The organism is Pseudomonas sp. 10S4 (genome assembly GCF_034344865.1).
Taxonomy (GTDB): Bacteria; Pseudomonadota; Gammaproteobacteria; order Pseudomonadales; family Pseudomonadaceae; genus Aquipseudomonas.
This window is the reverse complement of record NZ_CP133774.1, coordinates 3,099,501-3,113,506: the sequence shown is the minus strand read 5'-3', so window position 1 is coordinate 3,113,506 and position 14,006 is coordinate 3,099,501. Positions and strand designations below refer to the sequence as shown.

Here is a 14,006-nt window from a genome sequence, read left to right as displayed (position 1 = left end):
GCCCGGCGGGAGCAAGCTCCCTCGCCACAATAGCTGTCAGCGATTAGCGAGGTTCGATGTGGGCAATCATCAACTGCACCGTCTCGTTCCCACGAAACTCGTTGAGGTCGAGCTTGTAGGCCAATTCCACCCATTTGATGGTCGGATTCGGCCAGATATCGCGGTCAATCCCGAAGGCAATGCCATCCAGCTTCACCGAGCCACACTCACTTTTCAGCACCACTTTGAGGTGCCGCTCGCCGACCACCCGCTGCTCGACTAATTGGAACACCCCGTGAAACAGCGGTTCAGGGAAGTGCTGCCCCCAAGGTCCGGCGTGGCGCAGGGCGCGGGCCAGTTCCAGGTGAAACTCTTCGACCGCCAACGTGCCGTCCGACAGCAGGCGACCGGTCAGGTCTTCTTCGCGAAGTTGCCTACGCACTTCAGCGTCAAAGGCCTCGGCGAACAGCGGAAAATTCGCTTCCGGCAACGTCAAACCCGCCGCCATCGCGTGGCCGCCGTATTTGCTGATCAGATTCGGATGCTGCGCCGCCACCACGCTCAAGGCGTCGCGAATATGGAAGCCCTGAACCGAACGTCCCGAGCCCTTGAGCAAGCCATCGCCGGCATCGGCAAAGGCAATCGTCGGACGGAAATAGCGTTCTTTCATACGCGAGGCGAGGATGCCGATGACACCTTGGTGCCACTCGGGATCGAACAGGCACAAGCCGAACGGCATCGATTCCACCGGCAAATCCTTGAGCTGGGCCAGCGCCTCACGCTGCATGCCCTGCTCGATGGATTTGCGGTCCTGATTCATGCCGTCGAGCTGGGCCGCCATTTCTCGGGCACCGGCAGCGTCTTCGGTGAGCAGGCATTCGATGCCCAGGCTCATGTCATCCAGGCGTCCCGCCGCGTTCAGGCGTGGGCCGACGATAAAACCCAAATCTGTTGAAGTGATGCGTGCATGGTCACGCTTGGCGACTTCGAGGATCGCTTTGATCCCCGGCCGAGCGCGGCCGGCGCGAATCCGTTCCAGGCCTTGGTGCACCAGGATGCGGTTGTTCGCATCCAGCGGCACCACGTCGGCGACGCTGCCCAGTGCCACCAGGTCCAGCAACTCGCCGATGTTCGGCTGCGGCTTGCTCTCGTACCAGCCCAGATTGCGCAAGCGCGCGCGCAGGGCCATCAGCACGTAGAAAATCACCCCGACACCGGCCAGCGCCTTGCTCGGAAACTCGCAACCGGGCTGGTTCGGGTTAACGATTGCATCGGCCAGCGGCAGTTCATCGCCGGGCAAGTGGTGGTCGGTGACCAATACCTTGAGCCCGGCCTTTTTCGCCGCGGCCACGCCTTCGACGCTGGAGATGCCGTTGTCCACGGTGATCAGCAGTTGCGGCGTGCGGGTCAGCGCCACTTCGACGATTTCCGGGGTCAGGCCGTAGCCGTACTCGAAACGGTTCGGCACCAGATAATCGACGTGAGCCGCGCCCAACAGTCGCAGGCCAAGCACACCGACGGTACTGGCCGTGGCGCCATCGGCGTCGAAGTCGCCGACGATCAGAATCCGCTGACGCTGTTCCAGTGCCGTCACCAGCAGATCCACCGCCGCGTCGATGCCTTTGAGCTGCTGGAACGGAATCAGCCGCGCCAGGCTCTTGTCCAGTTCAGCCTCGTTCTGCACGCCACGCGCCGCGTACAGGCGGGTCAGCAGTGGCGGCAGATCACCGAGGAATGGCAGGGTGTCGGGCAACAGGCGAGGTTCGATGCGCATGGGGTGACAGGTGCTTCTCTTGAATACGTAGGATAAAACCGGATAACGCGAACGGGCGGCGAAAAATCAGCCGCGCTCGCCGCTCAGCCACTGCAACTGGACTTCGTGCTGACCACGGTCATCGGTGACGAAAATCGTCCCTTCGCTGATCATCACGTCCCACTTGATAACGCGGGGCATGTCCTTGGCCAGGGTTTCCAGCACGTCTTGCGGCACGGCGGCGATGTGCACGTTTTTCAGGTTCTTGATCGCCGGGATCACTTTGGTTTCCCAGACACGCAGGCTGCCGTAGGCCAGCAGGCTGGTGCGTTCGGTGCGACGCGAACACCAGGTCAGGCGATCGGCATCCGGCTGGCCGACTTCGATCCAGTGCAGGACACGGTCATCCAGGCTCTTTTCCCACAGGGCCGGTTCATCCACGTCTGACAGACCGCGACCAAACGACAGTTGCTCGTTGTACCAGAAGGCGTAGGCCAGCAGGCGCACGGTCATGCGCTCTTCGGTTTCCGAAGGGTGACGGGCGATGGTCTGCTTCACGCTCTCGTAGACGCTGCGGTCGAGGTCGGTAAGGTTCAGTTCAAACTTGTAGGTCGTGGACGGCTGGGCCATGAACGGGCTTCTTGATACGAGGAAAGGCGGCAAGTCTAACCGATGCGGTAGGCAATCAACGAATTGACGACCATCAACCTTGGGCGACTGACACGCGGCTATGTTAAAACGCTCTATCGATCGCCCTTTGTCCTACAGGATCCGTCATGCCATTCACCGGAAAACCGCTCTCAGGTCTGAAAGTCATCGAATTGGGTACGTTGATTGCCGGGCCGTTTGCCTCGCGCATTTGCGGTGAGTTCGGCGCCGAAGTGATCAAGATCGAATCCCCGGACGGCGGTGATCCGTTGCGCAAATGGCGCAAATTGTATGAAGGCACTTCGCTGTGGTGGTTCGTCCAGGCACGAAACAAGAAGTCCCTGACCCTGAACCTCAAGCACCCCGATGGCCTGGCCATTCTGAAAAAACTGCTCAGCGAAGCCGACATCCTGATCGAGAATTTCCGCCCTGGCGTGCTGGAAAAACTCGGGTTGGGCTGGGAGGTCCTGCACGCGCTGAACCCGAAACTGGTGATGGTGCGCCTCTCGGGTTTCGGCCAGACCGGGCCGATGAAAGACCAACCTGGGTTTGGCGCGGTCGGTGAATCCATGGGCGGCCTGCGCTATATCACCGGGTTCGAAGACCGGCCACCGGTGCGCACCGGGATTTCTATCGGCGATTCGATTGCCGCGCTCTGGGGCGTGATCGGCGCGTTGATGGCCTTGCGTCATCGCGAGGTGAACGGCGGTCTGGGCCAAGTGGTGGATGTGGCGCTGTATGAAGCGATTTTCGCCATGATGGAAAGCATGGTGCCGGAGTTCGATGTGTTCGGTTTCATCCGCGAACGCACCGGCAACATCATGCCCGGCATCACGCCCTCCTCCATTCACACCAGCGCTGATGGCAAACACGTGCAGATCGGCGCCAATGGCGATGCGATTTTCAAACGTTTCATGCTGATTATCGGCCGCGAAGATTTGGCCAACGACCCGTTGCTGGCCAGCAATGATGGCCGAGACAGCCGTCGCGACGAGATTTACGGGGTCATTGATCGCTGGGTCAATTCACTGCCGCTCGACAGCGTGATCGGGCAATTGAAACAGGCCGAGGTACCGGCCAGCCGGATTTTCAGTGCCGAAGACATGTTCAGCGATCCGCAGTACCTGGCCCGGGAAATGTTCCTCCAAGCCAAACTGCCAGACGGCAAGGACTTCAAGATGCCAGGGATTGTGCCGAAACTCTCTGAGACACCCGGCACTTCCGAATGGGTCGGACCGCAGCTGGGTGAACACAATGCGCAGGTACTTCACGATCTTGGGTATGACGAGGGACAGATCGCAAAACTTCGTGAAGACGGGGCTATCTAAGCTGAAGCGCCTGATTTCATCCATCCTTCATCACACCCGTCGCCGGTGTGCAGTGGGGCTTATCGGACTATTGGCAGGCCATGCGTCATTCACGTGGGCACAACCAAAAGAGAACTTGATCTGGCTGTTGCGCGACTTGCCGCCAATGACGATCTTCGAAGGCCCGAAAAAAGTCAGGGGGTCATCGACCAACTGATGCCGCTTTTGATCGCGGGTATGCCGCAATACGACCACACCCTGATGCGGGTGAACCGAGCGCGCGGCATGCAGATGCTCCACGAAGAATCGTTTACATGCGATCCCTCGCTGATCTGGACCAAAGAACGGGAAAAGTGGATCGTGTTTTCCACCCCGGTTTTTCTGGCGGTGACTAATGGCCTTGTGGTCCGCCAGGAGTTCCGATCAACGCTGGCGCCTTATCTAGTCGACGGCGAAGTCGATCTGCCCGCACTGCTGAGCAGCGGCAACAACAGAGTGGGAATAATTGCCGAACGCAGTTACGGCCCCTACCTGGACGCCCTGCTGCAAAAGGCGCCGGACGGCGCTTTGACGCCCCACTACGGAAACGATGCGCTCGGAAGTCTGTTGCAGATGCAGCGCCTGGGCCGACTGCAGATGGTACTGGGCTATTGGCCGGAAATCCGCTACCGGGCCAGCATTGAACACATTGCCGACGACGAGCTAGCGTTCTATCCGGTCAAGGGTGCGGGCAAGTACCTGCCTGGCTACATCGGTTGCTCGGCAACACCTCAGGGCCGGCAAGCGATCAGCGAGATCAATCAACTGCTGCGCACCCTGCCCCACGACCGGCTCAACCAGTCATATGCCGACTGGCTCGACCCGGAACGGCGCAGCGACTACCTGGAAGAAGCCAAGGCCTTTTTCGAACATCAGGCCAATCAGTAACGAATTTCGGGCAAAAAGAAACCCCGAGAAGTGGGGAGACGACTCGGGGTTAAACGTGGCCTACATAAAGACCAGTAGCAGCAAGCTACAAGCACCGGAGCACAATGCTTGATCCTGCTGTTACAAGGTCTGACTGACCTTGGCGCAGGAAGGTTCCCACAAAAAACAATTCAATTACGATTGGCCAGGATCTTGTCCTGGGCCGCATTGCGCAACGCCGCGATTACGCAGGGCTCCAGACGTCCTTCGGCGATCAGCACATCGCGGTGCAATCCATCAACGACATCCGTCAGCAGCCACTTATCGGTCAACTGCGCCTGATTGAACGCACGCTCCACGACAATGGCACCGGCAGCACTTTTTAATGTCACCAGGCATTCGCCATGGGCACCCGACGGGGTCAACGTAACCTGATACGGGCTCAGAGCCTCACCGAGCAATAGACTGATACTTTCCATCTCGATCACCACTCAATAGTCCGAAAACAAAGTGCCTGGGAGGGCGTGTCTACAGTAAATGACCACTGCCCCGAGAAGAAAGTTCTGGATACCGACCGCGAACGGTACCTGCATCTGCGGGAAATAGAGCATGCACCGCAAAGATGACAGGGATAAAACAGCCGGCTTCAGGCCCTGACTTGAAGTGCTGCCTGCTGCAGATAGGCATCCAGCAGCCTTCGCATCAACACCGCAGAAACGGGGGTATGCAGGTGCCCCAGGAGTTTGACGTCGCTGGTGGCTAGCAGCGCCTTCAAGTCCGGCATGACGCTCGACACCACACTCCCGAGCAGAATCAGTGCGCGTGCCTCGTGGTGCTCCACCAGATGTCGCACCAATGCCAACCCGTCGCCGCCCTTGAGTTGCGGATCGCACAACGCGATATCGACCGCGCCCCTGCGACCCAGGGAACGCAGCGCCGCCGCCATTGACGGCGCCGTGAGCACGTCATAGATACCCACGGCGTTGAGCATCTGGTGCAACGCCATCATCTGGAAAGGGTTGTGTTCAAGAATCAGAATTTTGAGCGAGCGCATAAGCGACCTCTGGAACGACACTCGCGGACTCTCACCGCAGTTGCCAACCACTCTAGGGGAGCCTCCTTCAGGCTCCCATCGGAAAAGTAGTCGCGCTCCATAGGACAATTCCTAAATTCGCGAGGAACACCGACACTGACCCGAGCCTCTGCGCTGGCCTATATCGGTCCATCCTCCCAGCAGCCCGCGCAACTGCCCGTCTGCACTGTAAAACGGCACGGTCCATTGGTAGATGTCCCTCACACCGTTGTTGAACCGCAACTGACGATGACTGAACCGGGTCTTGCGTGTATTGAGCTGGGAGATGAACTCGGCATGCAACATTTCGGCGGTCTCCTTGGGCATGACATCGACTTCGATCAACTGCCGCCCCTGAACCTGGTCGAAACGGGTCGACAATCCTTCCTCATAGCTTTTGTTGCACATGATCAAACGCCCCTCCAAATCACGAACAAACATTGGATCGGGCATCGCATCGATCAACGCATGCTGAAAAGCGAGCTGGTCGCTGAGGTCTTTCTCGGCGTCCAGGCGCTGCTTGATCAGTGCGGCCAGTCGTCGGTTCCAGAACAGGGAAAGCACGCCGAACATACTGACGATAAACATTCCCCAGCAACCCCATTGGGTCACACGCCGCCAGAGTGGGAGCGCAGGCTTGGGGGCAATACCTTCGAGCCATTTCAGGCGAATGGCCCGCAGCTCGGCCGGCGGAAAGGCTTCAAGGGCCTTGTTGAGGATGCTCAGCAGTTCTGGTTGCCCCTTGCGCACGGACAGATGGTCGGCTTCCCACATACCTTCCACCGTATGTCCTACCTTCAGCAGCCCCAATGGATACAGCTGCGCCCCGGTTTCGTTCTCGATGGTGGCGTAGGCTTCGCCACTTTCAACCAGCGCACGAGCTTCGGCGTAGGTCTTGACCGTACGCAGCTGGATGTCCGAATAGTCACGACGAATAGTCTCTTCCAGTGCATGCCTGGCAGGTAATACCAGAATCCTTTCCGACAACTGCTCCAACGACTGCAACAGCGGCGCCCCCGAGCGTCCGACCAACGCCCAGCCAGAACCGCCAAACGCATGACTGAAATCCAGAAACACTTTGCGTGGGTCATTCATCGCCAGCGTAGTGCTCATATCCGCCTCGCCGCTTTCCAGGCGCCCAAGCAATTGATCGGTGGAAAACGACTCTTCATGGATAAACAGCAGCCCTGTCATGGCACTGATCTGATTGAGCACATCGTTGTTCAAACCAACCCAGTGGCCATGTTCATCCTTGAACAGGTAAAGCGGGTACTGCATAGACGCGACGATCACCTTCGGGTGCTCGCGAACCCATTGCCGCTCCAGAGCGTCAAGCCCGATGGCTGTACCGACGACTGATTCCCGGGACTCATAAGTCGCCAACTGCGCGGCCAATCCACATGGGCCAAAGCCCAGGGTGCCCAACAAAAAAATCCAGCACATGGCTGGTCTGAACCCTCTCAAAAACCGCATTGCCACTTCCTTCGTGATCAACTCGCCCGTCCTTCAGGGGCGAAAACGCGACAAGTGTGGCACGCAGAAACAAGAAAGCCCGTCAGGAGACGGGCTTCAAAATGTGACAGCTTTGCGGGTTTAGAGAGGCTTGCCGCGGTTACCATGCTGACTGACAAAGGCCTGCACGGCTTTCAAGTCGTTCGGCAACACCGTGCAACGCTCTTCTCTCTCAAACAAATCAGAAAGATGTGCAGGTAGTTCGAGAGCTTTTCCTACACCGGCTTTTTCCACTGCATCCGGGAATTTGACCGGATGAGCGGTGCCCAGGATCACCATCGGGATATCCAGGCTACGGCGGCACTCGCGTGCGGCTTTGACGCCGATGGCGGTATGCGGGTCCAGCAACTCGCCCGTCTGTTCGAAGACCTCGGCGATGGTTTCGCAGGTTTGCGCGTCATCCACGGCCAGGGAATCGAACAGTTTGCGGGCTTCGGTCCAGCGTTCCTGTTCGACGCTAAAACCGCCACCTTGCTTGAAGCTGTCCATCAAACCGGCAATTGCAGCGCCATTGCGACCGTGCAGGTCGAACAGCAGACGTTCGAAGTTCGACGACACCATGATGTCCATCGACGGCGACAGCGTGGCGTGCAGGGTTTCCTTGACGTACTGATTGCCGCTCATGAAACGGTGCAGGATGTCGTTGCGGTTGGTGGCGACGATCAACTGGTTGATCGGCAGGCCCATATTGCGCGCCAGGTAACCGGCGAAGATGTCGCCGAAGTTGCCGGTCGGTACCGAGAACGACACCGAACGCGCCGGGCCACCCAGTTGCAGGGCTGCGTGGAAGTAGTAAACGATCTGGGCCATGATCCGCGCCCAGTTGATCGAGTTCACGGCTACCAGGCGCGTGCCTTTCAGGAAGCTCTGGTCGGCGAAGCTGTTCTTGACCATTTCCTGGCAGTCATCGAAGTTGCCTTCGATGGCGATGTTGTGGATGTTCTCGCCGAAGATGGTGGTCATCTGGCGACGCTGCACTTCAGACACACGGTTGTGCGGGTGCAGGATGAAGATGTCGACGTTTTCGCAGTGCTTGCAGCCTTCGATGGCGGCCGAACCGGTATCACCGGAGGTCGCACCGACGATCACCACGCGCTCGCCGCGTTTTTCCAGCACGTAGTCGAGCAAACGACCGAGCAGTTGCAGGGCGAAGTCTTTGAACGCCAGGGTCGGGCCGTGGAACAGCTCCAGGACCCACTCGTTGCCGTTCAGCTGACGCAGCGGTGCAACGGCGCTGTGGGAAAACACACCGTAGGTTTCTTCAAGAATCTTTTTGAAATCGGCATCAGGAATGCTGCCGGCAACGAACGGGCGCATCACCCGGAAGGCCAGCTCGTGATACGGCAGGCCGGCCCAGGAAGCGATTTCTTCCTGGGTGAAACGTGGCAGGCATTCCGGCACGTACAGGCCGCCGTCAGTGGCCAGACCGGCCAGCAAAACGTCTTCGAAATTCAGGGCCGGTGCCTGGCCGCGGGTACTGATATAACGCATGACTGGCTCCAATAGACAGTGTTCGCAAACCCGGGCCCGCACGCGAGCCCGGTGAACGATAACGGCTTAGTTCAGGTGCTCGACGCGGATCCGCACAACTGGACCGACCACGCCCGCCAGCGCTTCGAGGGCGGCGATCGCGTCGTTCATGTGCTGTTCCAGCACACGGTGGGTCAGCAGGATCATCGGCACCAGGCCGTCGTGTTCCTCGACTTCCTTCTGCATGATCGATTCGATGTTGATGCCGCGTTCCGACAGGATGCTCGCCACTTGGGCCAGCACGCCTGGATGGTCCTTGGCCTGAATCCGCAGGTAGTAAGCGCTTTCGCAAGCTTCGATCGGCAGGATCGGGTGCGCCGACAGCGAGTCCGGCTGGAAGGCCAGATGCGGCACACGGTTTTCCGGGTCCGAGGTCATGGCGCGAACCACGTCCACCAGGTCGGCGATCACCGACGAAGCGGTCGGCTCCATGCCGGCGCCAGCGCCGTAGAACAGGGTCGAACCGGCAGCGTCACCGTTGACCATTACCGCGTTCATCACGCCGTTGACGTTGGCGATCAGGCGATCAGCCGGGATCAGCGTCGGGTGCACACGCAGTTCGATACCGGCCGCAGTGCTGCGGGCCACGCCCAAGTGCTTGATGCGGTAGCCCAGCGCTTCGGCGTAGTTCACGTCAGCAGTGGTCAGCTTGGTGATGCCCTCGGTGTAGGCCTTGTCGAATTGCAGCGGAATGCCGAACGCGATGGACGCCAGGATCGTCAGCTTGTGAGCTGCGTCGATGCCTTCAACGTCGAAGGTCGGATCGGCTTCGGCGTAACCCAGGGCTTGCGCCTCGGCAAGTACGTCTTCGAAGGTGCGACCCTTCTCGCGCATCTCGGTGAGGATGAAGTTGCCGGTGCCGTTGATGATGCCGGCGACCCAGTTGATGCGGTTGGCGGACAAACCTTCACGGATTGCCTTGATCACCGGAATGCCACCGGCAACCGCCGCTTCAAACGCAACGATTACGCCCTTCTCACGAGCCTTGGCGAAAATTTCATTACCGTGAACGGCGATCAGTGCCTTGTTCGCGGTGACCACATGCTTGCCATTCTCGATGGCCTTGAGTACCAGCTCACGGGCAACGGTGTAGCCACCCATCAGCTCTATAACGATGTCGATCTCAGGGTTCGTGGCCACTTCGAAGACATCGTTGGTAATCGCAATACCGGTCGTTTGGAACTGAGGCTTTGGCGTGCGCATGGCAATTTGTGCCACTTCGATTCCACGCCCGGCACGACGAGCAATTTCCTCGGCGTTGCGCTGAAGTACGTTGAAGGTACCGCCACCGACGGTCCCTAACCCACAGATGCCTACTTTGACCGGTTTCACTGTGAACTCCCCATAAAACGGCCGACGCAAGGTCGGCCGTGAAAACAGCCGCATGCTGCGGCTCTCTATTAATGGTCCGGCGAAGTTACCGCCGAACCATGATCGTCAAAGGCTGACCGTGACGATGCGAATTATTTCGCGTCCAGCGCCAGTTTGGCGACTTGTGGCGCAGGCTGGTAGCCCGGAATGACCTGACCGTCGGCCAAAACGATGGCCGGCGTGCCGTTCACACCGATCGACTGACCAAGGGCGAACTGCTTGGAAACCGGGTTATCGCACTTGGCGGCCTTGATTTCCTTGCCATCGACCATCTTGTCCATCGCGGCTTTCTTGTCTTTCGAGCACCACACAGCTTGCAGCTGTTCGTCACCCGGCGAGCCCAGGCCCTGGCGCGGGAACGCCACGTAACGCACTTCGATGCCGCGCTTGTTCAGCTCAGGTACTTCGGCGTGCAGTTTGTGGCAGTACGGGCAGGTGGTGTCGGTGAAGACGGTGATGTGCGACTTGGTTTCGCCGATGGCCGGGTAGACCACGGTTTCTGCGACCGGAATGTCGTTGATCAGTTTGGAAATGCCCAGGCGTTCGGTTTTCTCGGTCAGGTTGACCGGTTTACCGTCCTGGAGCTGGAACATATAGCCCTGAACCACGTACTGGCCGTCGGCGCTGGCATAGAGCACGCGACTGCCCTTGAGTTTGACTTCATACAGACCGGCCAGCGGGCTCGCGCTGATGGTTTCGATCGGTGTATCCAGCTGGAGGCTTTCCAGGCTTTTACGAATGGCTTTGTCAGCCGCGTCATCGGCGACGGCAAAGGTGCTGACCAACGCAATGGCTGCGGCGGCGAAAATATGGGTCAGACGCATGAGAACTCCTGAAGGCGGACAAATGGGACGATCAGAACGCCCGTGCCGAAACACCGGGTCATAAACGCCCATCGTGCAAACCGGCAAAGCCTACCACATAAGGCTGGCGTGGCCGAATGCGGGTGATGCAAGAGAAAACACGATGCACGATTGGCAATACTCATTGTGGCGAGGGGGTTCACCCCCGTTCGGCTGCGCAGCAGTCGCAAACCGAGACTCCCGGTGTCTTTAGTTAAACCGAGTGACGATTTTTGGGGCTGCTTCTCAACCCAACGGGGGTAAACCCCCTCGCCACAGGTCAGCATTTCAATTTCAGGAATTATGTCAGCCGCGCGGGTGGTGTTTGGCATGCAGGTCTTGCAGGCGCGCTCGAGCGACATGAGGTGTAGATCTGGGTGGTCGACAGGTCGCTGTGGCCGAGCAGCATTTGCACCACCCGCAGGTCAGCACCGTGGTTGAGCAGATGCGTGGCGAAGGCATGGCGCAAGGTATGCGGCGACAGCGACTTGCCGATCCCGGCGACCTTGGCCTGGTGCTTGATGCGATGCCAGAAGGTCTGGCGGGTCATCTGTTCGCCGCGCTGGCTCGGGAACATCACATCGCGAGGCGCCCGCCGAGCAGTTCGCCACGGCCGTCACGCATATAGCGCTCGACCCAGACAATCGCTTCCTCGCCCATTGGCACCAGACGCTCCTTGCTGCCCTTGCCCATCACCCGCAACACACCCTGACGCAGGTTGACCTGCTCCAGAGTCAGGCTGATCAATTCGGTCACCCGCAAGCCGCAGGCGTACAGCACTTCAAGCATGGCGCGGTCACGTTGGCCGATGGCTTCGCTCAAGTCCGGGGCTTTTAACAGAGCCTCCACATCCGCTTCCGACAAGGATTTTGGCAGCGGCCTGCCGAGTTGCGGCATATCGACGCGCAAAGTCGGATCGACGCCGATCAGCTTTTCCCGCAACAGATAGCGATAGAAGCCACGCACGCCAGAGAGAAAACGCGCGGTGGAGCGGGGTTTGTAGTTTTGCTCAAGGCGCCAGGCCAAGTGGTCGAGGATCAGCTCGCGGCCGGCGTTGATCAGCTCCAGGTTCTTTTCCTGCAACCAACCGTTGAACAGCGCCAGGTCGCTGCGATAGGCATCGCGGGTGTTGTCGGAAAGGCCTTTCTCCAGCCACAGGGCGTCGAGGAATTGGTCTATGAGGGGATGGTCGATGGCGGGCATAGAGGCTCAGGCAACTGGAAAACTGACGGCAAGTCTTTCATAGCCTGCTGTGGCTTTACAGGGCCTGTTGTCATTGCGGCGTTTAATGGATCGATTCGCGGGCAAGCCACGCTCCCACAGGCTTATCCGAGGTAAATCGCAGGCAACAAAAAAGCAGCCCGTAGGCTGCTTTTTTCTGCATCGGAAGCTGGACTTAAGCCAGTTTTTCCTTGATGCGAGCTGCTTTACCGGACAGGTCACGCAGGTAGTACAGCTTGGCTTTACGTACGTCACCGCGACGTTTAACGGCCATGCTGTCGATTTGCGGGCTGTAGGTCTGGAAAGTACGCTCTACGCCAACACCGTTGGAGATTTTACGAACGGTGAATGCACTGTTTACGCCGCGGTTACGCTTGGCGATAACAACACCTTCGAACGCTTGCAGACGCGAACGGTCGCCTTCCTTCACTTTCACCTGAACGACAATAGTGTCGCCCGGGGCAAAGGTAGGGATCTCTTTGGTCATCTGCTCTGCTTCGAGTGCAAGGATGATTTTGTTAGTCATGCTGTGCTCCTAAGGTAAATCGTCGGATCTACCATCGATACGTTGTTAACTATCGTCCCGCTCGCGGATGTATTCCTCGAGCAGCTTCTTCTCTTCTCCAGAAAGCGAGCGGCTTTCCAGAAGATCGGCGCGTCGTTCAAAGGTCCTACCAAGGGACTGCTGTAAACGCCATCGCCGGATATGCGCGTGATTGCCACTTAGCAACACGTCGGGAACACGCTGATCCGCATACACCTCCGGTCGGGTGTAGTGCGGGCAATCCAGCAGACCATCCGTAAAGGAATCTTCCTCGGCGGAGTCTGCATGCCCTAAAGCTCCAGGCAGCAGTCGTGTAACCGCATCGATCAGGACCATCGCCGGCAGCTCGCCGCCAGACAGTACATAGTCGCCAATCGACCACTCTTCATCGACATGAGCATCAATAAAACGCTCGTCAATGCCTTCATAGCGGCCGGCAATCAGGATCAATGCATCCGAATTCGCCAACTCGCGTACCGCCGACTGAGTCAGTTGACGGCCTTGGGGGGACAGGTAAATTACCTTCGCCGCCTCCCCGGCTGCTGCCTTGGCCTGAACCAGAGCATCTTCCAGGGGCTTGATCTTCATCACCATGCCCGGGCCACCGCCAAATGGGCGATCGTCCACAGTGTGATGTCGATCCGTCGTGTAGTCTCGCGGATTCCAACAGGTGAGCTGCAACAGCCCCTGTTTCACCGCACGACTGGTGATGCCGTACTCGCTGATGGCGGAGAACATCTCGGGAAACAAACTGATCACTTCTACGCGCAAGTTAGCCACGCTTAGAAGTCCGCATCCCATTCCACCTTCATCTCGCCTGCGGCAAGGTCGACAACCAACACGCATTGCTCCGTATAGGGCAACAGGCGTTCGCGATCATCCAGGCTGCCAGCGCAAGGCTTGACCACCATTACATCATTGGCGCCGGTTTCCAGAAGATGATCGATCTTCCCGAGCAATTGCCCGAGTTGGTCAATAACCTTCAGACCTTCCAGCTGGTACCAGTAGTACTCGCCGTCGGTCAATTCAGGGAACAGGTTGCGCGGCACGCAGATCTCATAACCGGCCAGAAGACGAGCTTCTTCACGGTCATCAAGATCCTTGAGCTTTGCGACCAGGAACTTGTCGTTCCCTCGTCCGCTGACCAGCTCAACCTGTTTGACGCTGCCTTCGCGCTTGAGCGTCCAGGTTTTGTATTGCAACAGGTTTTCAGTCGGATCAGTAAAGGAGTAAACCTTCACTTCGCCGCGAACGCCATGAACAGAATAGATCTTGCCGATAACGATCAAATCATCAGCAATGGCTGGCGTCGCGTTCATAT

The 14,006-nt window shown here is 58.5% G+C and carries 12 protein-coding genes and 2 pseudogenes; 2 read left to right on the top strand and 12 right to left on the bottom strand.

Annotated elements, in window-relative coordinates; genetic code table 11:
* Positions 1-43 precede the first annotated feature (43 nt).
* Both recJ and RHM58_RS14255 read right to left on the bottom strand, forming a co-directional pair.
* On the bottom strand, positions 44-1,753 hold the full coding sequence (recJ, locus tag RHM58_RS14260; RefSeq protein WP_201256221.1) for a single-stranded-DNA-specific exonuclease RecJ: 1,710 nt from the start codon (positions 1,751-1,753) through the stop codon (positions 44-46).
* A 66-nt stretch (positions 1,754-1,819) separates the two neighbouring features.
* Complete coding sequence (locus RHM58_RS14255) at positions 1,820-2,362, bottom strand: YaeQ family protein (RefSeq protein WP_008151638.1); 543 nt, start codon at positions 2,360-2,362, stop codon at positions 1,820-1,822.
* A gap of 146 nt (positions 2,363-2,508) precedes the next feature.
* On the opposite strand from RHM58_RS14255, the gene RHM58_RS14250 reads away from it, so the two are divergent.
* Together RHM58_RS14250 and RHM58_RS14245 are read left to right on the top strand one after the other, a co-directional pair.
* Positions 2,509-3,708 carry a CaiB/BaiF CoA transferase family protein gene (locus RHM58_RS14250; protein ID WP_201200928.1) on the top strand — a complete coding sequence of 400 codons (1,200 nt, stop codon included), beginning with the start codon at positions 2,509-2,511 and terminating at the stop codon, positions 3,706-3,708.
* Positions 3,662-4,614: pseudogene (locus RHM58_RS14245) on the top strand (TIGR02285 family protein). The gene RHM58_RS14250 and the pseudogene RHM58_RS14245 overlap by 47 nt, the downstream one beginning before the upstream one ends.
* 170 nt (positions 4,615-4,784) lie before the next feature.
* On the opposite strand, the gene RHM58_RS14240 reads toward RHM58_RS14245, so the two are convergent.
* From RHM58_RS14240 to rimM, 10 genes and pseudogenes are all read right to left on the bottom strand, one after another.
* Entirely contained in the window at positions 4,785-5,072 is a 288-nt protein-coding gene (locus RHM58_RS14240; RefSeq protein WP_201200924.1) for a DUF3509 domain-containing protein, read from the bottom strand.
* A 167-nt stretch (positions 5,073-5,239) separates the two neighbouring features.
* Positions 5,240-5,647 (bottom strand): response regulator, encoded by a 408-nt coding sequence (locus RHM58_RS14235; protein WP_201256223.1) that lies wholly within the window; start codon positions 5,645-5,647, stop codon positions 5,240-5,242.
* 111 nt (positions 5,648-5,758) lie between these two features.
* Complete coding sequence (locus RHM58_RS14230; protein ID WP_322270603.1) at positions 5,759-7,138, bottom strand: transporter substrate-binding domain-containing protein; 1,380 nt, start codon at positions 7,136-7,138, stop codon at positions 5,759-5,761.
* A 120-nt stretch (positions 7,139-7,258) separates the two neighbouring features.
* Positions 7,259-8,668 carry a threonine synthase gene (gene thrC, locus RHM58_RS14225; RefSeq protein ID WP_201200918.1) on the bottom strand — a complete coding sequence of 470 codons (1,410 nt, stop codon included), beginning with the start codon at positions 8,666-8,668 and terminating at the stop codon, positions 7,259-7,261.
* Positions 8,669-8,734: 66 nt separating this feature from the next.
* Positions 8,735-10,039 (bottom strand): homoserine dehydrogenase, encoded by a 1,305-nt coding sequence (locus RHM58_RS14220; RefSeq protein ID WP_092281511.1) that lies wholly within the window; start codon positions 10,037-10,039, stop codon positions 8,735-8,737.
* Between the two features lie 131 nt (positions 10,040-10,170).
* Positions 10,171-10,902: a bifunctional protein-disulfide isomerase/oxidoreductase DsbC gene (dsbC, locus tag RHM58_RS14215; RefSeq protein WP_201200916.1), complete on the bottom strand. Its 732-nt coding sequence runs from the start codon at positions 10,900-10,902 to the stop codon at positions 10,171-10,173.
* Positions 10,903-11,226: 324 nt separating this feature from the next.
* Positions 11,227-12,123, bottom strand: a pseudogene (gene xerD / locus RHM58_RS14210) (site-specific tyrosine recombinase XerD).
* A 193-nt stretch (positions 12,124-12,316) separates the two neighbouring features.
* Positions 12,317-12,667 carry a 50S ribosomal protein L19 gene (rplS, locus tag RHM58_RS14205; RefSeq protein WP_003175895.1) on the bottom strand — a complete coding sequence of 117 codons (351 nt, stop codon included), beginning with the start codon at positions 12,665-12,667 and terminating at the stop codon, positions 12,317-12,319.
* A 45-nt stretch (positions 12,668-12,712) separates the two neighbouring features.
* Complete coding sequence (gene trmD / locus RHM58_RS14200; protein WP_201200902.1) at positions 12,713-13,486, bottom strand: tRNA (guanosine(37)-N1)-methyltransferase TrmD; 774 nt, start codon at positions 13,484-13,486, stop codon at positions 12,713-12,715.
* Complete coding sequence (gene rimM / locus RHM58_RS14195; RefSeq protein ID WP_201195606.1) at positions 13,468-14,004, bottom strand: ribosome maturation factor RimM; 537 nt, start codon at positions 14,002-14,004, stop codon at positions 13,468-13,470. Before rimM ends, trmD begins: the two co-directional genes overlap by 19 nt.
* Between the last annotated feature and the right edge of the window lie 2 nt (positions 14,005-14,006).